Source organism: Streptomyces sp. CBMA291 (assembly GCF_014596525.1).
Classification (GTDB): Bacteria; Actinomycetota; Actinomycetes; order Streptomycetales; family Streptomycetaceae; genus Streptomyces.
On the sequence record NZ_MSJP01000033.1, the window covers coordinates 37,697 to 56,402 of the forward strand.

The window sequence follows — 18,706 nt, forward strand, 5'->3', positions numbered from 1 at the left end:
CGGCGTACGGGAGCACCCCGCCGTGACGTGTGAGGGGAAGGCGCTGCGTGCGCCGTGCGTCAGCGGCGCAGCGCCTCGACCGGCTGGATGCGGCTGGCGCGCCAGGCCGGGTAGAGACCGGCGAGGAGGCCGGTGAGCAGGCCGATCACCGGGGCGGCGACGACCGTCGTGGGCTGGATGACGGGCGTCCACTCCCGGGCCATGGCGACCGCGACGACCACGCTCACGCCGAGGGAGGTGCCGACGAGTCCGCCCAGTGCGCCCAGCACCCCCGATTCGGTGAGGAACTGGGCGAGGACGTGCCGTCCCCTGGCCCCCAGGGCCCGGCGCAGCCCGATCTCGCCGGTCCGTTCCATGACGGCGACCAGCGTGGTGTTGGCGATGCCGACCGAGCCGATGAAGAGGCAGACGGCCGCGAGCACCAGGAACAGCTGCCCGAGGTCCCCGCTCACCCCGCTGCGCAGGGCGCGCGGGTCGGGCGGCGGGACGGCCCTGAGGTACTCGGGGTGGTCCGGGCGCAGGGCGACGGGCGCCTCGCGGGCGACCTGCTGCGCCGCCCCCACCCGGGTGCTGACGAGCATCTCGGCCCCGTCCTTGGGCGGGCCCCACAGCTCCTGCGCGGTACTGCGCGGGACGATCACCGAGAGCAGCAGGTCCGCCTTGCGCCGTACGTCCTCGACGACCCCGATGACGGTGAACGCCTCGTCGCCGATGAACAGGGCGGGCTGCGTCTCCAGGGTGGTGATGCCGAGCCTGGCCGCCATGCCCGCGCCGATCACGGCCACCCGTTGCCGGGTGGTGTCGTGCCAGCGGTCGTACACCCGCCCTTCCCGCAGAGCCGGTTCGGCGGCGAGCAGGGCGCCGGAGGAGGCGGCGACGATCTGGATCTGGCTCGCGGCCGATACTCCGGCGACCGGGGCGGCCCGCACCTGCCGGTCGCCGCCCGGCTGCACCGACCACAGGACGCCGCCGTGGGTGACGCCGTTGAGGCGCTCCACCCGGCGGTCGGCGTCGCCGGGGAAGGCCAGGGTCTCGAACTCGTCGTACTCGCCGCTGACGTCCTGGACGGTGACCTCGGTGGCGTTCAGCTCGGTGAAGCGGCCGTCGATCTGCGAGGCCGCGGTGGCGGTGAGGCCGAGCACGGCGACGAAGGAACCGACGCCGAGCACGGTGCCGAGGGCCGTCAGCGCCGCGCGGGCGGGACGCTGGAGCAGTCCGGCGGTGGACTCGGAGACGAGGTCGCGCCAGGCGAGGCGGGAGGGCTCGATGCCGAGGGTCCCGCGACGCCGGAACCGCGCGAGCCGGCCGGGTCCCTCGGTGCGGTGGGGTTCCGTGGAACGTCGGAGTCTCATGGGGTGGGGCCTTCGGTCAGCACGCCGTCCCGGATCGAGAGGGTGCGGGCGCCCCGCCGGGCCACGGCGGGATCGTGGGTGATGACCAGGACGGTCATCCCGTCCCGGTGCAGGCCCTCCAGAAGCTCCATCACGGTCGCCGCCGTGGCGCTGTCCAGGTTGCCGGTGGGCTCGTCGCACAGGAGCAGGGAGGGCTGGGAGGCGAGGGCGCGCGCGATGGCCACGCGCTGCCGCTCGCCGCCGGACAGGGTGGTCGGTACGGCTTCCAGCCGGTGCCCGAGGCCGACGCGCACGAGGGCGTCCCGGGCCGCGCGGACCCGGTCCTCCCGGCTCGCCCCCGCGTACACCATCGACAGCGACACGTTCTCCACCGCCGTGCGGTGCGGCAGCAGATGGAAGGCCTGGAAGACGAAGCCGATGCGGCGGCCCCGGAGCGCCGAGCGGTCGGCGTCGCGCAGCGGCCCGGTGTCGACGCCGTCGAGGAGGTACCGGCCCTCGGTGGGGGAGTCGAGCAGTCCCGCGATGTTGAGGAAGGTCGACTTCCCGGAGCCGGAGGGGCCCACGACGGTCACGAACTCGCCCTTCCGCACGACGAGATCGCAGGGCTTGAGGGCGGTCACGGCGGGTGGTCCCGGGTACGTGAGACCGGCGCCGCGCATCTCGATCACGGGCGGGGCGGGCGGGGCCGGGGCATCGGTCCCCGTCCGGGCGCCGGGCGATACGGCGGCGGTCCCGCCGCTCGGAGCCGTCCCGCTCATGACAGGCCGACGGCGGTGGCGCCGCCCCGGGCGGGCGCACCGGCCGCGACCCCGGTGATGACCTGGTCGCCCGGGGACAGATCCGCCGCGCGCACGGGCCTGACCTCCACGTAGCCGTCGCCGGTTCCGCCGGTGCTCACGGGCACCCGGAGCCGCTTTCCCGCCGGTCCGACGACCGTCACCGAGGTGGTGCCGTCGGCCCCGGCGGAGATCGCGGTGACCGGGACGACGAGCACCGCGTTCCGGGTGGCGGCCGTCTCGACCGTCAGCCGTACGTCCTGGCCTGCCAGGGAGGTGTCCAGCGGCTTGTCCGGGGTCACGAGCAGGGCGTAGCCCGGGGAACCGGCCTTGTCGCCCCCGGGCTCGGCGGCACCGGCCCCCGTCCGGGGCCGGGCGAGGGCGGTCGCGACGGAGCGCACGGTCGCCCCGGCCGACCTGCCTTCGAGTTCGGAGAAGACCGTGACCCGCTGGCCGGGCCTGACCAGACCGCGCTGGTGCTTCTGGAGGAACCCCTCGACCATCAGGGCACCCGCCGAGACGGTCAGGGCGTTCCCCTCGGCCTTGCCGCCGACGACGGCGGACACCGCGTCGACCCGGGCCGGGAAGCCCTTGAGGTAGACGACCTCCGAGGCGGGGAGCATGGGGCCGGTCCGCGCCTTGACCTGTTCGAGCCGGTCCACGGCCTTCGCCAGGTCCTCCCGGGCGCGGGCGAGTTCCACGGAGGTGCCGTCCGGGCCGGCGGGGCTGCCAGCCGGGCCGGCGGGTCCGCCGGAACCGGATTCCGCACCGGCTTTCGCGTCCGCTCCGGTGCCGGAGTCGGAGCCGGTCGTGGTCCCCGGTGTCCCCGGTGTCCCGGGAGTCCCGGGGGGCCCTGGTGCTGTCCGGGCCGCCGACCGGATGTCCTCGACCCGGCGACGCGCCTCGGTCACCGCCTCCTGAGCGCCGGTCAGGCTCTCCTCGCCGTCCGGCTCCGCGGGCAGGGGGTCGTAGCCGATGCCCTGGTAGAAGGCCGTGAGCGCGGCCTTCGTGCCGGGTCCGAAGAGCCCTTCGCGGTCCGAGCCGGTGGAGTGGCCCCGTTCCCGCAAGGCGCTCTGGAGCTGGCCGACGTCCTCGCCCTCGGCGCCGGGCTTGAGGTCCCGGTAGACCGGGACGCTTCCCTTGAGGGCGATGACCGGCCGTCCGGAGACCTCCATCAGGACCCGGCCGGAGCGGAAGGTGTCACCGGCGTCCACGTTCATCTTGGTGACGACGGGCGTGCCGCCCGCGCCACCGGAGGCGGCGACCTCGACGGTCTGGGAGGCGCGCACGGTCCCCCGTACGATCACCGCCTCCTTCAGCACCCGTCGCTCCACCGTCGCGGTGATGACGCTCGGCGGCGGCGCCTCGGTGTCGGCGGCGGCCTGGGCGGGCGACTTGATCACCCGGGCGGCCCCGATGCCGAGCGTCGAGACCAGGACCGCCGCGGCGGCCACGGCGCCGAGCAGCCGTCGGCGCCGGGCGAGGCCGGTGCGCGGCTCCTCCGCCGCCTCGTGCCCGGAGGCGTGTTCCCCCACGTCGTCGCCGGGTGAGGCGTCAGGTCCCTTGTCCACCGCTGATCCCCCTGTGTGTGCGGTGCGGTGCGGTGCCGGGCCGGGTGTTCCGGGATGCCGGAGCCCGCCCCGGGCCGCCTATCCGCGCAGTGCCGCCTCGGCGGCCTTGACCGCGTGGGCGTTCTTGTCCTTCAGCTGCTGAAGCGCGAGCTGGTTCTGCTCGACCTGCCGGGCCTGGAGGGCGGCGTCGACCGTGTGCCAGATGCGGACGAGGTCCACTTCCTTCTTGCAGTCGATGTCCGCGAGCGCGGCGGCGATCTCCTTGCCGGAGGTCTCCACGCCCTCGACCCTGCGCACCAGGTCGGTGGCCGCATAGGGGTCGGCGACCTCGTATCCCTTTTTCCGCATGCAGCCGGACCAGGCTTTGATCACGGCCTGGACTTCCGGTGTCTCCTGAGATTTCACAAGACTGTCGTGATCGAGCCGGCTGGAGAGCCCGAAGTCGATGCGGGCGCCGATCCTGTCGAATGCCGAGCCCTGGCAGCCGTCTTTGGGAATCTTCTTTCCCTGATAGGTGGCCGGTGCCGGTTCCGCTCTCGGGTCCAATGCCTTTCGGCCGGTGAGGACGGCGATGGCGGCGGGGGTGAGGCGAGGAGGTGCGGGGTGTTCCACCGCGTCCGGCGGAATTCCGTATCCGTACTTCTCCGCCAGGTCGCGCTCGGTGATTCCGTACCGTCGTGACATGTTGGCGTCGTCCGCGTTCGGCGGCGGGTTCACGCCTGCCGGGGGAAAGACGATGGTGAAGCCGAATTCGGCCATGCATTCCGTCTGGAGACCCCGTGCGGCCCGTTCGATGACGACGGATTCCTTGTACGTCTGCATGTACTGCTGAAGGGGGAGGACGAGCCCCCGGGCGAGCCCCTTGTCCGGGGTGGACTTGGGCCAGTTCGACTCGTCGACCGGGACGGCGGCGCCGGGGGCGCCGGCGCGCGGTGCCCCTTCGGCGGGGTCCGCCGGGCCGCAGCCCGTCAGCGGGCTCAGGGCGAGGACCGCCCCCGCCAGGGCGAGGAGGGACCGCGTCAGCGGCCCTCTCGCCCCGGACGGGGGGCGGAACCCCGTGACCTCACGCGAAGTGCGAAGAGGCATTGTTGTTCTTCAGGGTGGCGTCGAGGTTGGTGCTGGAGGCGCAGGCCCAGTAGTGCGGGATGGACTGGGAGTGACCCGCGTAGCCGGAGTTGTAGTACACCCGGTAGCCGTCCACGGCGGAGCAGTTGTTGGCGGACGCGGAGTTGTTCTTGACCGCCTGGCCCGAGCCCTCGCCCTGACCGGCGGAGAAGACGTACACGTAGTTCACGGTGCCGGTGTCCGTGCCGTTGTACGAGATGGTCGTGCCCGCGTGGTCGTAGATGTTCCCGTAGAACTTCGCGAAACTGCCGGGCGGGTTTCCGTTACCGGAGCTGGCGACCGACCTGTAGTTCAGGTAGAGGTCGCCCTCGGTGCAGTTCATGAAGGAACAGTTGTCACTGACGTATTGCGTGGAAGCCGCCGCCGCGGGCGTCGCGGTGTAAAGCATGGTCATGGCCGCCGCAGCGGCCGCGGCAGCCGTGACTCCCGTGCGAGTGCGAACAGTTCGGATGCTCATGATTCCCCCTGAATCTCCTCGATCACCGATACCGGACCATTGGGGATCCGGAAATTCCTCACCCTGTGGATTCGGAACGCGGCAGACGGTACTCGGGTGTGGGGGAGGGGGTCTAGATCAATTCGGCGACGTCCGAGGTGTCGGGTTCTTCCACTTGGTGTCGATCATGGGGGATGTGTAACCAAGGGATTCCGCTGCGTGTTCACGCCCGGGAGGGTCGTCAACTCTCCTGTGGATGCGGAGAGTTGATCCAGGGGGAGGTGTGAAGATGTGGTCGGAAGTGTGCGAAGAGGGGGTTCCGTGGGGCGGCTTTCATGTGACCCAGATCACTGCACCCGTCTCGCGAGGTGACCCTCCCCCGCGATCCTGCATATAGTTATGCAGGACCAATAAGCGGTGAATAGCGAGAGGAGGCGGCATGAGCGACAGTCCTGCCGGGCGGCTGCAAGGGCTCTTCGAGGGGCATCGGCTCACGCCCACCCAGCGGCGGATCGCGCACTGCATGGTGCGCCGCGCCGCCGACGTGCCGTTTCTGTCCAGTGTCGAGCTGGCCGAACTCGCCGGGGTCAGTCAGCCCTCCGTCACCCGCTTCGCCGTCGCCCTCGGCTTCGACGGCTACCCGGCGCTCCGGCGCCATCTGCGCGAGGTCACACCCCCGGAGACGGAGTCCGGCGACGGGGAGGGCGAGGTGCTCAACGAGTACCAGCAGGCCGTCCTCGCCGAGATCGCGAACCTCCGGCACCTCGCCGGGCTGCTCGCCGACCCCGCGCCCGTCGAACAGGCGGGCCGGGTTCTCGCCGCCTCCCGCCCGCTGCCCGTCCTCGGGCTGCGGGCCGCGTCCTCGCAGGCGCGCGGCTTCGCCTACTTCGCCGCCAAGGTGCACCCCGACGTCCGGCTCTTCGACGAGGGCGGCTCCATGCTCACGGACCGCGTCGACGCGGCCGTACTGGCAGGGGCCACCGCCCTGCTCTGCTTCGCGCTGCCCCGGCACCCCCGGGAGGTCGTCGAGACGCTGGAGCACGCGCGGGCGGCCGGGCTCACGATCGTGACCGTCGCCGAGTCGGCGTTCGCGCCCGTCGCCGCCCACAGTGACCTGCTCATCCCGGCGCCCGTCGGCACCGGCCTCGCCTTCGACACGGCCTGCGCGCCGATGCTCCTCGGCCGGGTCCTCCTGGAAGCCATGGCCGACGAACTCCCCGACGCGCAGGCGCGACTTGAGGAGTTCGACACCAGGGCGGCGGCCCGGGGACTCTTCGTCGAGTAGGGCGTACGAGGGACGGTCAGAGTTCCAGCTCGGACTCGATGCGCTTCAGGTAGTGGCGGGCCATCGCCAGGTTCGCGCGCTCCTTGTCCAGGGCCAGGTAGAGGAACAGGCCGTTGGTGCCACGCCCCTTGAGCAGCCGGATCAGGTGGTACTGGCGGCCGAGGGTGATCAGGATGTCCTCGATCTCGTCGCCGAGGCCCAGCATCTCCATCGCCCGGACCTTGGCGCGCACCACGTCGGTGTTGCCCGCGGCGGCCACGTTCAGGTCGAGTTCCTTGCCGCCGCCGAGCGTGCCGAGCGCCATGCCGCTCGTGTAGTCGACGAGGGCCGCGCCGATGGCGCCGTCGATGGAGAGGGCTTCCTTGAGCGAGGTCTCGGTGTTCGCCATGGTCGTACTTCTTCCTTCTCGGGTACGGGTTTCGCGGGTGATGCCGGTGATGCCGGTGCTGCCGATGGTTCTTGTGGCTTGGGTGGTGCGGGTGGCTCGTGTGGTGCGGGTGGCCGGGACCGTGCGGTCAGGTGGGGTCTCTGCGCTCCAGTGCCCCGTCGACGAGTTCGCCGATCCGGGCGCTGGACCTGCGGGCCTCCAGATGGAGGCGGCCCACGTTGATCCGGGGTTCGGCGAGCAGCGTCAGGACGGCCGAGGTGCCCGCCGCGTACGTCGCGACGTAACCGCCCTCGCCCCGGACCAGCAGTTCGCGGAAGCGGCCCTGTCCGGTGGAGACGGAGAGCCGCTGTCCCACGCCGAGCGCCGCCGCCGTCAGCGCGGCCACGCTCTCCGCGTCGGTGTCCAGCGGGTCGTGGGCCAGGACCAGCCCGTCGGCGCTGGCCGCGAGCGCTCCGGTCAGCTGGGGCAGTCTGGCCCGCAGCCTGCGTAGCTCGCCGAGCACCTCGGCTTCTGCCGTCATGAGCTGTTTCCTTTCGGCGCGCAGGCGCAGGGCACGCCTCATCACGGGTGTGCCTCCAGGGCGTCACGGAGCCGGCGCAGCAAGGCGATGTCGGGATCGGCCACCGGCGGGACCGGTAAGGAGGCCGGGGGCGGTACGGGCGCGGGTTCGAGCGGGGTCTCCACGAGCCCGGCGGCGGCCAGCCGGCGCACGTCGAGCAGGGTGTGGAAGGCGGGCCTGCCGAGCAGCCGGGCCAGCTCCGCCGGGGTGCGTACGCCGTCGGCGGCGGCGAGAAGCGCGCGCTGCCGGGGGCCCGCCGTCTGTCCTGGCGCGGCCGGCCTCGGGACCACGGGGGCGGTGTCGACGGAGGCGTACGGCCAGACGGCGTCGAGGAGTTCGCGGCGGCGGACCGTCTCGCGTTCGACGGCTTCGGCGGAGACCGGCCGCACCGTGCCGAACCAGTGGCCGACCCCGTACCGGAAGCGGGTCGGGCCGCTGGTGGGGGAGAGGGCGAAGAAGGCGGCGTCGAACACGGCGCCGAGATGGCAGATCTCCAGCTCGCCGTCGTGCAGCCGCCCGCTGTCGACGAGGAAGCGGCCGACGGCGTGGTGCGCGCCCGCCCGGTCGACGGCCTCGTCCCAGTTCTCCCGGGGCAGTCGGCCGCCGGTGGTCAGCAGGATGTCGACGCCGGGGGCGGCGGGGCTCTCGGCGTGGACGACGTGTCCGTCGACGAGGTAGAGCGTGCCGTGGTCGCGCAGGAGGGCGCCGGTGGCCCGCTCGGCGGCGAGCCGGACGAGGAGTGGGGATACGGGGGTGGCGACGGCGCTCATCCGAGGACCAGCCTTTCGGTCATGTCCCGCAGCCGCATCCGGGCGAGCGCGAGGTTGCCGGTGTCGCGGTCGAGCCAGAGGTGGAGGAAGACGCTGCTGTCGAAGGAGGTCTCGACGAAGCGGATGACGTGGTAGCCGGAGCGGGTGGTGACGATCAGGTCCTCCACCGGGAGGCCCGGGGCGTCTCCCGATGCCTCCCCGGGGGTGGCGAAGGTGTCTAACTCGGCTGCGTAGCGCGCGAGTTCGGCGGTCTCGGCGGCCGTGGTCTCGTGGTCCCCGACGGGCGACTCGCCCGCCGTGCCGAGGGCGAGCCCGCTGGTCCAGTCGACCAGGGAGGCACCTCGGGCACCGGGCAGGGTCATGGCCTCCGTCAGGCACTCGTCGATTCCGGGCACGCGGATTCCCCTCCCGATACGGCGTGCGAACGTGCGGCAGTGACGGCGACGTTACTGAACGCAGCGGCGGCCGGAAGCGGTTCTGGCATTTTCCGCCGGAACATGCCTGCGTCTGTTCGAAATTGACCCGGAACGTGCTCGGGATCGTCTGTCAGGTCGGGGTTCGAGCGCCCCCGCGCGCCTCTCGGGGCAGTGGCGGCCCGCCCTGTCTCCCCTCTCCCCGGGGGGGCCTCGGATCGGAACAGTTGCCGACCCGGTGGCGGCTCGGGCTCAGAACCGGGACTCGACGGCCCGTGCCAGTTCCGTCAGGTCCTTCGCGAGCGCCTTGGCGACCATCCGCCCGCCCAACAGGCCCGTGAGCCGCCCGAGGAGGCCGGGCGCGCGCCCGTCGGCGGGCCGGGCGGTGAACGCCATCCGCAGGGTGGTGGCGTCCGTGCCGTCCGGGGCGAGGGTCAGTTCGGAGACGTACCGCATGCCGTGCGAGGCGGCGGTGGTGACGTACCGGTCGGGCGGCTCGCAGGCGGTCACGGTCAGCTCCTCGGTGGCCTCCTTGCCCAGCGTCCTGCGGGTCTCGCGCCAGCGCGTGCCCACGTCGAAGCCACCCTCGGTGAGCACCTCGATCCGCGAGACGCCCGACAGGAGACGGGGCAGCTCCCGGAGATCGGTGATCGTCTCCCAGACCCGCCCGGGAGAGGCGGAGACCCGACGCTCGACGACGACGGAGGTGGCGGCCGTACCGGTTCCAGTCATGCCTTCATGGAAGCGGGGGGTGCGGGCGAGCGCTACCGGGCGGAGGGGCCGTCATGGAAGCCCCCTCCTGCCGGGGGCCTTCCGTCCGGGGCCCTGCGTGTCGGGGCCCCTTCGCGCAGGGCGCTTCCTGCGGGCCCCGTCCGTCGAGCCCTGCTCGTCGGGGCCCTTTCCCCTCTCCCTCCGACCCCTCACCCCACCAGCGCCTCCGCCTCCCCGCCGCCCGATTCCGCGACGATCTCCGCGAGTGTCTGGGGTCTGCGTACCGTCGTGAAGCGCACCCGGTCGTCCGCGTCCACGGTGAAGCCGTGGACGCCGGGGCGGGGCAGGCTGTTGTACGCGTAGTGGTGCGCGAAGTAGTACGCGCCGGTGTCGGGGAGGGCCACCACGTCGCCGGGGCGCAGCAGCGGCAGGGCGCGGCCGGTGGCGAGGAGGTCCCCGGCGAAGCAGGCGGGGCCCGCCACGTCCTGGACGGTGACCTCCCCGGTGCGGGGGCGGCCCGCGGAGTCGTACGCGAGGACGCGCAGGGGCCAGGACTCGGGGGCGTAGACCGTACGGGTGGCGAGCTGGACGCCCGCGTGGGTGAGGGCGACGGCCCGGCCCCCGGCGCTCTTGGTGTACTCCACGCGGGCGAGGACCGTGCCGTGCTTGGCGAGCAGGGAGCGGCCGAACTCGGTGACGAGCCGGTAGCGCCCGTCGAAGAGGCCGGGGGCGGTGGTGGCGAGCAGCCGGGCGTACTCCGCGTACGTCGGCGTCTCCTCGTCGGAGGCGAAGTCGACCGGCAGTCCGCCGCCGATGTCGAGGGTGTCGATCCGGCGCCGTCCGGCCGCCCGGTTGATCTCCTCGGCGAGCGCGTACGTCTCCCGGACGCCCTCGGCCATCAGGGCGAGCGGTACGCCCTGGGAGCCGGTGTGGGTGTGCAGCCGGGTCAGCCAGGGGCGGGCGAGGAAGGCCTGGACGAGGGCCGCGCGGGCGCCTTCGTCGCGGAGCGCCACACCGAACTTGGAGGTGGCGGTCGCGGTCGAGGTGGCACCGATGGCACCGGCTCCGACCTGCGGGTTCACCCGGATGCCCAGGGGCGAGGCGGTGGGCGCGGAGGCGACGAGGGCGTCGAGCCTGGCGAGTTCCTGGAGGTTGTCGGCGTTGACGGCGATGCCGAGGGCCAGGGCCTCGCGGAGTTCGGCGGGGGTCTTGGCGGGGGAGTCGAGGACGGTGTGGCGGGGTGGGACCCCGGCGGCGCGGGCGAGGGCGAGTTCGCCGGGGCTGGCGACCTCGGCGCCGATCCCGGCCTCGTGGAGCAGGCGCAGGACGGGGACGAGGGGGCAGGCCTTGACGGCGAAGGCGTGCAGCACGGGGGCGTCGGTGACGGCGGCGAAGGCACTGGTCAGCGCGGCGGCGGAGGCGCGGATACCGGCGGTGTCGAGGAGGGCGACGACGGGTGCGGCGGGGGAGAGGAGCCCTTGGTCGACGGAGGCTCGGACGGCGAGGTCGCGACGGGAGGAGGCCATGGGGGCCATCCCACCACCTCGGCGGGGCGGGGGCGGGTCGTATGTGCCATCCCGCCGTCTCGACGGGAGCGGGTCATGTGGGTCACGCGGGGCACATGGGTCACGCGGGGCGCCCCGCCCTGTTGACTACAACTATTCATGACGCCAGGATGTGAATATCCGAGCGACATTCGAGGAGGCACCGCCATGTCAGGACCCCGCCCCGTACGGGCCCCGCGCGGTACGGAACTGAGCGCCCTGGGATGGCAGCAGGAGGCCGCCCTCCGTATGCTCCAGAACAACCTGGACCCCGAGGTCGCCGAGCACCCCGACAAGCTCGTCGTCTACGGCGGCACCGGCAAGGCGGCCCGCGACTGGCGCTCCTTCGACGCCATGGTCCGCACCCTGCGCACCCTCAAGCAGGACGAGACGATGCTCGTCCAGTCCGGGCGCCCCGTCGGCGTCATGCAGACCCACGAATGGGCCCCGCGCGTCCTCATCGCCAACTCCAACCTGGTCGGCGACTGGGCCAACTGGGAGGAGTTCCGGCGCCTGGAACAGCTCGGCCTCACCATGTACGGGCAGATGACCGCCGGGTCCTGGATCTACATCGGCACCCAGGGCATCCTCCAGGGCACCTACGAGACCTTCGCCGCCGTCGCCGCCAAGAAGTTCGGCGGCACCCTCGCCGGGACGATCACCCTCACGGCGGGACTCGGCGGCATGGGCGGCGCCCAGCCCCTCGCCGTGACGATGAACGACGGCGTCGCGATCTGCGTCGACTGCGACCCGCGCGCCATCGAGCGCCGTATCGAGCACAAGTACCTGGACGTGCGGGCCGACTCCCCCGCACACGCCCTCCGGCTCGCCACCGAGGCGCGCGACGCCCGCCGCCCGCTCTCCATCGGCCTCCTCGGCAACGCCGCCGAACTGCTTCCGGCGCTGCTCGCCGAAGGCGCCCCGATCGACATCGTCACCGACCAGACCAGCGCCCACGACCCGCTCGCCTACCTCCCCGTCGGCGTCGACTTCGACGACATGGCGGACGCGGCGGCCAAGGACCCGGCCGGGTTCACCACCCGCGCCCGCGAGTCCATGGCCCGGCACGTCGAGGCCATGGTCGGCTTCATGGACGCCGGGGCCGAGGTCTTCGACTACGGCAACTCCATCCGGGGCGAGGCGCGACTCGCCGGATACGAGCGGGCGTTCGCCTTCCCCGGCTTCGTCCCCGCCTACATCCGCCCGCTGTTCTGCGAGGGCAAGGGCCCCTTCCGCTGGGCCGCGCTCTCCGGCGAGGCCTCCGACATCCACAAGACCGACAAGGCGATCCTGGACCTGTTCCCCGAGAACGAGTCCCTGCACCGCTGGATCAAGATGGCCGGCGAGCGCGTCCACTTCCAGGGCCTGCCCGCCCGGATCTGCTGGCTCGGCTACGGCGAGCGGGACCGCGCGGGCGAGCGCTTCAACGACATGGTGGCCTCCGGCGAACTCACCGCGCCCCTCGCCATCGGCCGCGACCACCTCGACTGTGGCTCGGTGGCCTCCCCGTACCGCGAGACGGAGGCCATGCGCGACGGCTCCGACGCCATCGCCGACTGGCCGCTGCTCAACGCCATGGTCAACGTCGCCTCCGGCGCCTCCTGGGTCTCCCTCCACCACGGCGGCGGCGTCGGCATGGGCCGCTCGATCCACGCCGGGCAGGTCACCGTCGCCGACGGCACCCCGCTGGCCGGGGAGAAGATCCGCCGGGTGCTCACCAACGACCCCGGCATGGGCGTCATCCGCCATGTCGACGCGGGCTACGAAGGCGCCGAACGGGTCGCGGAGGAGAAGGGCGTCCGGGTGCCGATGCGCGAGGGCGGGGCCGGGGAAAGGACGGCTGCCGAAGCCGCCGCCGACGGTGGGGCGGCCTCCGCGTGAGTGACACGTTCCACGCCATGTGGCGGTCGCTGCGCCCCCTCGGCCGCAGCGCCGCCACCGGCGGCTACCGGCGCTACGCCTGGACCGAGGCCGACGCCGACGTCCGTCTCTGGTTCCGCATGCAGGCCGAGGCCCGCCGTCTCGACGTCGAGACCGACCGCAACGGCAACCAGTGGGCCTGGCTCGGCGACCCCACCGCGGGCGACGCCGTCGTCACCGGCTCCCACCTCGACTCCGTCCCCGACGGCGGCGCCTTCGACGGCCCCCTCGGCGTCGTCTCCGCCTTCGCGGCCCTCGACGAACTCCGCGCCCGCAAGGTCTCCTTCAAGCGCCCCCTCGCCATCGTCAACTTCGGCGACGAGGAAGGCGCCCGCTTCGGCCTCGCCTGCGTCGGCTCCCGGCTCGCCGCGGGACAACTGACGAAGGAGCAGGCGTACGAGCTTCGCGACGCCTCCGGCACCAGCCTCCCGCAGGCCATGGAGGCGGCGGGCCACGACCCCTCGGGCATCGGCCCCGACCCCGAACGCCTGGCCCGTATCGGCGCCTTCGTCGAACTCCACGTCGAACAGGGCCGGTCCCTCGACCTCTCCGGCGACCCCGTCGGCATCGCCTCCTCCATCTGGCCGCACGGCCGCTGGCGGTACGACTTCGCGGGCGAGGCCAACCACGCCGGGACCACCCGGCTCGTCGACCGCCGCGATCCGATGCTCGGCTACGCGGAGACCGTCCTCGCCGCCCGCCGCGAGGCCGAGCTGACGGGCGCCGTCGCCACCTTCGGCAAGATCGCCGTCGAACCCAACGGCGTCAACGCCATCCCCTCCCTCGTCCGGGGCTGGCTCGACGCCCGCGCCGCCGACCAGGAATCCCTGGACACCCTCGTCGCCGGGGTCGAGACCGCCGCCCGCGAGCACGCCGCCCGGCACGGCGTCGACCTCACCGTCGTCCGCGAGTCCTTCACCCCGGTCGTCGACTTCTCGCACGCCCTGCGCGACGAGCTGGCCCGCGTCCTCGGCGCCACCGGAAAGGTCCCCGTCCTCGGCACCGGAGCGGGACACGACGCCGGAATCCTCTCCGCCTCGGTCCCGACCGCCATGCTGTTCGTACGGAACCCCACCGGCGTCTCGCACTCCCCGGCCGAGTCCGCCGCCGAGGACGACTGCGTGGCCGGGGTCCTCGCACTCGCCGACGTACTGGAGGAGCTGGCGTGCCGCTGACGACGTACTGGCTGGAACACGCCTGGCTCGACACCCACGTCGAGCCGGGCGTGGCCCTGGACGTGACCGCGGACGGCCGGATCGGCGCCGTCCGCACCGGGACGACGACACCCCCGCAGGGCGCCGAGATCCTGCGCGGGCTCACCGTCCCCGGCCTCGCCAACACCCACTCGCACGCTTTCCACCGCGCCCTGCGCGGCACCGTCCAGGTCGGCTCCGGCACCTTCTGGACCTGGCGCGAGATCATGTACGGCATCGCCCAGCGGCTCACCCCCGACAGCTACTTCGCGCTCGCCCGCGCCGTCTACGCGGAGATGGCCCTCGCCGGGATCACCGCCGTCGGCGAGTTCCACTACGTCCACCACGCCCCCGGCGGCACCCCCTACGCCGACCCCAACGCCATGGGCGAGGCCCTGATCGCCGCCGCCGCCGACGCGGGAATCCGCCTCACCCTCCTTGACACCGCCTATCTCTCCTCCGGCTTCGGCGCCGCCCCCGAGCCCCACCAGCTCCGCTTCAGCGACGGCACCGCCGACGCCTGGGCCGAACGGGTGAGCGCCCTCAAGGAACACGACGGCGTACGCCTCGGCGCGGCCATCCACTCCGTCCGCGCCGTCCCCGCAGGCCAGCTCGCCACCGTCGCCCGCTGGGCCCAGGACCGGCAGGCCCCCCTGCACGTCCACCTCTCCGAACAGACCGCCGAGAACGACGCCTGCCTGGCCGCCCACGGCATGACCCCCACCCGGCTGCTCGCCGAACACGGCGTCCTCGGCGCCCGCACCACCGGCGTCCACAACACGCACCTCACCGACGACGACATCGCCCTCCTCGGCTCCACCGGCACCGGCACCTGCATGTGCCCCACCACCGAACGCGACCTCGCCGACGGCATCGGACCCGCCGCCGCCCTCCGGAAAGCGGGCTCCCCGCTCTCCCTCGGCAGCGACAGCCACGCCGTCGTCGACCTCCTCGAAGAGGCCCGCGCGATGGAACTCGACGAGCGGCTGCGCACCCGCACCCGGGGCCACTGGACCGCCGCCGCGCTGCTGCGCGCCGCCACCGCCGACGGCCACGCGGCCCTCGGCAGGCCCGACGCGGGCAGCCTCGCGCCCGGCGCGCTCGCCGACTTCGCCACGATCGCCCTCGACTCGGTCAGGACAGCGGGACCGGTACCGCGTCTGGCAGCCGAGACGGCGGTATTCGCAGCGTCGGCCGCGGATGTGCGGCACACGGTCGTGGGCGGCCGTCACCTCGTCCGGGACGGGGCGCACGCGACCGTACCCGACGTGGCCGGAGCCCTCGCGGACTCGATCGCCGCCCTGCGCGGCTGAAGGAGACACCCCTCATGAACACCGGCCCCGCGGCGAGGAACAACCCGACGGCGACCCCCGCCCCCACGAGCGCGAACAGCGCCGTGGCGACGGCGGCCACCGCCATCGTCAACATCGCCAGCCTCGTCACCAACGACCCCTCCCTCGGTGATGGATCCCCCCTGGGCCTGATCCGGGACGCGGCCGTCGTCGTCGAAGGCGACCGAGTCGTCTGGATCGGTGAGTCGAGCAAAGCACCCGCCACTGACAACCGGGTCGACGCGGAAGGCCGGGCCGTCCTCCCCGGCTTCGTCGACTCCCACTCCCACCTCGTCTTCGCCGGCGACCGCACCGCCGAGTTCAACGCCCGCATGTCCGGCCGGGCTTACGCCGCCGGCGGCATCCGCACCACGGTCGCGGCGACCCGGGCGGCCACCGACGAGGACCTCGCGCGCAACCTCGCCCACCACCTCGACGAAGCCCTCCGCCAGGGCACGACGACCTTCGAGACCAAGTCCGGCTACGGCCTGACCGTCGAGGACGAGGCCCGCGCCCTGCGCATCGCGTCCGCCCACACCGACGAGGTCACCTACCTCGGCGCGCACATCGTCGCCCCCGAGTACGCCGACGACCCCGCCGCCTATGTGGAGCTGGTCACCGGCGAGATGCTCGACGCCTGCGCCCCGTACGCGCGTTGGGTGGACGTCTTCTGCGAGAAGGGCGCCTTCGACGGCGACCAGGCCCGCGCGATCCTCACCGCGGGAAAGGCGAAGGGCCTCCACCCCCGGGTGCACGCCAACCAGTTGACGTACGGCCCCGGCGTCCAACTGGCGGTGGAACTGGACGCGGCGAGCGCCGACCACTGCACCCACCTCACGGACGCCGACGTCGACGCCCTCGCGAACGGAGGCACGGTCGCCACCCTCCTCCCGGGCGCCGAGTTCTCCACCCGCGCCACCTGGCCGGACGCCCGCCGCCTCCTGGACGCGGGCGTGACGGTCGCCCTCTCCACCGACTGCAACCCGGGCTCCTCCTTCACCTCCTCCGTCCCCTTCTGCGTCGCCCTCGCGGTCCGGGACATGGGCATGACCCCCGACGAGGCGGTCTGGTCGGCCACCGCGGGCGGCGCGAAGGCCCTCCGCCGCACCGACATCGGCCGCCTCACCCCCGGCACCCGAGCCGACCTCACCCTCCTGGACGCCCCCTCCCACGTCCACCTGGCCTACCGCCCGGGAGTCCCGCTGGTCCGGGAGGTGTGGCGGGCGGGGGTGCGGGTGGTGTGAGGCGCGGATCGCCCCCGACCCGGACGGCCCTGCCGACGGGCCCCCGCCCCTGCCCCGCACGCCAGCCCCGCACCTCAACCCCGGACCCCAAACCCCCCGCCCCAAGCCCCCCACCAGCCGCGATACGCTAAGAGTCCATGGAAGCCACCACCGCTCTATGGTCCTTCGCCCTCGTCGTAGGGCTGCTCACCCTCACCCCCGGTCTCGACACCGCTCTCATCCTGCGGACCTCCGCGCTCGGGCATCGGGCCCGTGCCTGGGGTGTCGTCCTCGGGATCCAGACCGGGACCCTGATCTGGGGGGCCTTCACCTCCCTCGGAGTCACCGCGCTCCTCACCGCCTCCCGGCTCGCCTACGACGTGCTCCGCTGGGCCGGTGCCCTCTATCTGCTCTGGATGGGGATCAAGATGCTCCGCGCCACCTTCCGGCGCGGCGCCGCCGCCGACGAGGGCGCCGACGAAGGCGCGACCGCCGGGCAGGACTCGTTCCTCGCGGGCTGGCGGCAGGGCACCTTCACCAATCTCCTCAACCCCAAGGCCGGCGCCTTCTACGTGGCCGTCCTGCCGCAGTTCCTCCCGGCAGGCGGAGACCACCACCTCGCCATGGGGCTCCTGCTCACCAGCGAGCACATCGTCCTCGGCCTGATCTGGTCCACCGTCCTCATCGCCTTCGCCCGGCTCCTGCGCGAGCAGCTGCGCCGCCCCCGGGCCCGCCGCGTCCTCGACCGGATCACCGGCACCGTCATCGCCGCCTTCGGCGTCCGGCTCGCGATGTCCGGCTGAGGCCGGACCCCCGGTTTCCCTGTCTCGCCGGGTGCCGGACGGGTACCGTCCTGTCCTGGCAGGACCACAGGGGGGAAGACCGGGGGGTCGGCAGGGTGGGCGCTGTCCGCATACGGGTCATGAGGGCGCGGGAGCTGGGTACGCGCGAGGTCGAGGCGTGGCGCGAGCTGCGCGTCAAGTCCGGCGCGCCCGCGAACCCCTTCATGGAACCGGAGTTCACCCAGGCCGTCGCCGCCGTACGGCCCCGCTCCCGGGTCGCCGTCTGGTGGGAGGACGGCGAGCCCGTCGGCTTCTTCCCGTACGAGAAGGGCCCCTTGGGGCAGGGCCGCGCCATCGGCCACGGCGTCTCCGACTGCCAGGGCGCCGTCCTGCGCCCCGGCCTCCACCCCGCCGCACAGGTCCTGCTGCGCCAATGCGGCCTCGCCAGCTGGGAGTTCGACAACCTGGAGTCCGGCCAACGGGTCTTCGAAGGCGCCGCCGTCGGGGAGTTCGCCTCGCCCGTCATCGACGTCGGCGAGGGCTACCAGGCCTACGAGGCGCTGCTGCGGGTCCAGTCGCCGAAGTTCCTCAGGACCACCCTCGCCAAGGAACGCAGGCTCGCCCGCGGCGCCCACGGCGACCTCCGGTTCGTCTTCGACGAGCGCGACCCGGCCGCCCTGCGCACCCTCATGCGGTGGAAGTCCGCCCAGTACCGCAGGACCGGCCGCCGCGACCGCTTCGCCCAGGAGTGGATCACCACCCTGGTCCACCGCCTCCACGCCCTGCGCGCCCCCGGCTGCTCCGGAGTCCTGTCCGTCCTCTACGCCGGGGACCGGCCCGTCGCCGCCCACTTCGGGCTCCGCTCGGCGACCGTCCTCTCCTGCTGGTTCCCCGCCTACGACCCCGAGTTCGCCAAGTACTCGCCCGGACTCGTCCTCCATCTGCGGATGGCGGAGGCCGCCGCCGCCGCCGGGATCGGCATGCTCGACCTCGGGCGCGGCTCCGCCGAGTACAAGGACGCCCTGAAGACGGGCGAGCTGACCGTGTACGAGGGGGCCGTCGTCCGGCCCGGCCCACGGGCGTCCCTCCACTGGCTACGGCGGGAGCCCGCCCGCCGCGCCCACGCCTACGTCCGCGCCCGCCCGGCCCTCGCCGCCCGAGGCCGCACCACCCTCAACCACCTCGCCCGCCTGCGGGGCCCCCGTTAACGGCCCCGGGGAGCGGGCTGCCCCCGCGATGCTGCCGCCGCCCGCCGCGCCCGTGATGCCGGGCTTCGTCGTCCCTGCGGTGCCGCTGCCTGTCGCACCTGCGGTGCCGCCGCCTGTCG

General features: G+C 73.3%; 18 protein-coding genes. 7 read left to right on the forward strand and 11 right to left on the reverse strand.

What is annotated here, in order from left to right:
* Nucleotides 1-59: 59 nt before the first annotated feature.
* The 5 genes from BU197_RS09355 to BU197_RS09375 form a co-directional block, all read right to left on the reverse strand.
* Complete coding sequence (locus tag BU197_RS09355; RefSeq protein WP_188267779.1) at nt 60-1,352, reverse strand: ABC transporter permease; 1,293 nt, start codon at nt 1,350-1,352, stop codon at nt 60-62.
* Complete coding sequence (locus BU197_RS09360) at nt 1,349-2,011, reverse strand: ABC transporter ATP-binding protein (protein ID WP_223182613.1); 663 nt, start codon at nt 2,009-2,011, stop codon at nt 1,349-1,351. Before BU197_RS09360 ends, BU197_RS09355 begins: the two co-directional genes overlap by 4 nt.
* 95 nt (nt 2,012-2,106) lie before the next feature.
* The gene (locus BU197_RS09365) at nt 2,107-3,699 is read right to left on the reverse strand and encodes a hypothetical protein (RefSeq protein ID WP_317452047.1); all 1,593 of its coding nucleotides are present in this window, start codon (nt 3,697-3,699) and stop codon (nt 2,107-2,109) included.
* A 78-nt stretch (nt 3,700-3,777) separates the two neighbouring features.
* Complete coding sequence (locus BU197_RS09370; RefSeq protein WP_188267781.1) at nt 3,778-4,785, reverse strand: hypothetical protein; 1,008 nt, start codon at nt 4,783-4,785, stop codon at nt 3,778-3,780.
* On the reverse strand, nt 4,763-5,146 hold the full coding sequence (locus tag BU197_RS09375; RefSeq protein ID WP_188267782.1) for a hypothetical protein: 384 nt from the start codon (nt 5,144-5,146) through the stop codon (nt 4,763-4,765). The genes BU197_RS09370 and BU197_RS09375 overlap by 23 nt, the downstream gene beginning before the upstream one ends.
* A gap of 553 nt (nt 5,147-5,699) precedes the next feature.
* Here BU197_RS09375 and BU197_RS09380 point away from each other — a divergent pair.
* Nucleotides 5,700-6,545 carry a MurR/RpiR family transcriptional regulator gene (locus BU197_RS09380; RefSeq protein WP_188267783.1) on the forward strand — a complete coding sequence of 282 codons (846 nt, stop codon included), beginning with the start codon at nt 5,700-5,702 and terminating at the stop codon, nt 6,543-6,545.
* Nucleotides 6,546-6,561: 16 nt separating this feature from the next.
* Here BU197_RS09380 and BU197_RS09385 read toward each other — a convergent pair whose 3' ends face one another.
* The 6 genes from BU197_RS09385 to BU197_RS09410 form a co-directional block, all read right to left on the reverse strand.
* Nucleotides 6,562-6,933: a hypothetical protein gene (locus BU197_RS09385; protein WP_188267784.1), complete on the reverse strand. Its 372-nt coding sequence runs from the start codon at nt 6,931-6,933 to the stop codon at nt 6,562-6,564.
* Nucleotides 6,934-7,060: 127 nt separating this feature from the next.
* Nucleotides 7,061-7,453, reverse strand: a complete 393-nt coding sequence (locus BU197_RS09390) for a roadblock/LC7 domain-containing protein (RefSeq protein ID WP_223182602.1) — start codon at nt 7,451-7,453, stop codon at nt 7,061-7,063.
* A 41-nt stretch (nt 7,454-7,494) separates the two neighbouring features.
* Nucleotides 7,495-8,262, reverse strand: a complete 768-nt coding sequence (locus BU197_RS09395) for a transcriptional regulator (protein ID WP_188267785.1) — start codon at nt 8,260-8,262, stop codon at nt 7,495-7,497.
* On the reverse strand, nt 8,259-8,657 hold the full coding sequence (locus BU197_RS09400) for a hypothetical protein (RefSeq protein WP_188267786.1): 399 nt from the start codon (nt 8,655-8,657) through the stop codon (nt 8,259-8,261). The genes BU197_RS09395 and BU197_RS09400 overlap by 4 nt, the downstream gene beginning before the upstream one ends.
* Nucleotides 8,658-8,927: 270 nt before the next feature.
* Nucleotides 8,928-9,407, reverse strand: coding sequence for an SRPBCC family protein (locus BU197_RS09405; protein ID WP_188267787.1), 480 nt, complete (start codon nt 9,405-9,407; stop codon nt 8,928-8,930).
* Nucleotides 9,408-9,595: 188 nt separating this feature from the next.
* Nucleotides 9,596-10,921: a diaminopimelate decarboxylase gene (locus tag BU197_RS09410; protein ID WP_188267788.1), complete on the reverse strand. Its 1,326-nt coding sequence runs from the start codon at nt 10,919-10,921 to the stop codon at nt 9,596-9,598.
* Nucleotides 10,922-11,098: 177 nt separating this feature from the next.
* On the opposite strand from BU197_RS09410, the gene hutU reads away from it, so the two are divergent.
* From hutU to BU197_RS09440, 6 genes are all read left to right on the forward strand, one after another.
* Entirely contained in the window at nt 11,099-12,811 is a 1,713-nt protein-coding gene (gene hutU / locus BU197_RS09415) for a urocanate hydratase (protein WP_188267789.1), read from the forward strand.
* A gap of 17 nt (nt 12,812-12,828) precedes the next feature.
* Nucleotides 12,829-14,025, forward strand: coding sequence for an allantoate amidohydrolase (locus BU197_RS09420; protein WP_223182610.1), 1,197 nt, complete (start codon nt 12,829-12,831; stop codon nt 14,023-14,025).
* Nucleotides 14,016-15,356, forward strand: a complete 1,341-nt coding sequence (locus BU197_RS09425; RefSeq protein WP_188267791.1) for a formimidoylglutamate deiminase — start codon at nt 14,016-14,018, stop codon at nt 15,354-15,356. The genes BU197_RS09420 and BU197_RS09425 overlap by 10 nt, the downstream gene beginning before the upstream one ends.
* 14 nt (nt 15,357-15,370) lie before the next feature.
* Complete coding sequence (gene hutI, locus BU197_RS09430; RefSeq protein WP_188267792.1) at nt 15,371-16,618, forward strand: imidazolonepropionase; 1,248 nt, start codon at nt 15,371-15,373, stop codon at nt 16,616-16,618.
* Between the two features lie 137 nt (nt 16,619-16,755).
* Entirely contained in the window at nt 16,756-17,400 is a 645-nt protein-coding gene (locus tag BU197_RS09435) for a LysE family translocator (RefSeq protein ID WP_188267793.1), read from the forward strand.
* 119 nt (nt 17,401-17,519) lie between these two features.
* Nucleotides 17,520-18,587: a GNAT family N-acetyltransferase gene (locus tag BU197_RS09440; RefSeq protein WP_188267794.1), complete on the forward strand. Its 1,068-nt coding sequence runs from the start codon at nt 17,520-17,522 to the stop codon at nt 18,585-18,587.
* Nucleotides 18,588-18,706 lie beyond the last annotated feature (119 nt).

Excerpts from the sequence above, each read along its gene's own strand:
- BU197_RS09355 (WP_188267779.1), bottom strand. The coding sequence starts at position 1,352 with ATGAGACTCCGACGTTCCACGGAACCCCACCGCACCGAGGGACCCGGC.
- BU197_RS09360 (WP_223182613.1), bottom strand. The coding sequence starts at position 2,011 with ATGCGCGGCGCCGGTCTCACGTACCCGGGACCACCCGCCGTGACCGCC.
- BU197_RS09370 (WP_188267781.1), bottom strand. The coding sequence starts at position 4,785 with ATGCCTCTTCGCACTTCGCGTGAGGTCACGGGGTTCCGCCCCCCGTCC.
- BU197_RS09375 (WP_188267782.1), bottom strand. The coding sequence starts at position 5,146 with ATGAACTGCACCGAGGGCGACCTCTACCTGAACTACAGGTCGGTCGCC.
- BU197_RS09380 (WP_188267783.1), top strand. The coding sequence starts at position 5,700 with ATGAGCGACAGTCCTGCCGGGCGGCTGCAAGGGCTCTTCGAGGGGCAT.
- BU197_RS09385 (WP_188267784.1), bottom strand. The coding sequence starts at position 6,933 with ATGGCGAACACCGAGACCTCGCTCAAGGAAGCCCTCTCCATCGACGGC.
- BU197_RS09390 (WP_223182602.1), bottom strand. The coding sequence starts at position 7,453 with ATGACGGCAGAAGCCGAGGTGCTCGGCGAGCTACGCAGGCTGCGGGCC.
- BU197_RS09395 (WP_188267785.1), bottom strand. The coding sequence starts at position 8,262 with ATGAGCGCCGTCGCCACCCCCGTATCCCCACTCCTCGTCCGGCTCGCC.
- BU197_RS09405 (WP_188267787.1), bottom strand. The coding sequence starts at position 9,407 with ATGACTGGAACCGGTACGGCCGCCACCTCCGTCGTCGTCGAGCGTCGG.
- BU197_RS09410 (WP_188267788.1), bottom strand. The coding sequence starts at position 10,921 with ATGGCCCCCATGGCCTCCTCCCGTCGCGACCTCGCCGTCCGAGCCTCC.
- hutU (WP_188267789.1), top strand. The coding sequence starts at position 11,099 with ATGTCAGGACCCCGCCCCGTACGGGCCCCGCGCGGTACGGAACTGAGC.
- BU197_RS09420 (WP_223182610.1), top strand. The coding sequence starts at position 12,829 with ATGTGGCGGTCGCTGCGCCCCCTCGGCCGCAGCGCCGCCACCGGCGGC.
- hutI (WP_188267792.1), top strand. The coding sequence starts at position 15,371 with ATGAACACCGGCCCCGCGGCGAGGAACAACCCGACGGCGACCCCCGCC.
- BU197_RS09435 (WP_188267793.1), top strand. The coding sequence starts at position 16,756 with ATGGAAGCCACCACCGCTCTATGGTCCTTCGCCCTCGTCGTAGGGCTG.
- BU197_RS09440 (WP_188267794.1), top strand. The coding sequence starts at position 17,520 with ATGAGGGCGCGGGAGCTGGGTACGCGCGAGGTCGAGGCGTGGCGCGAG.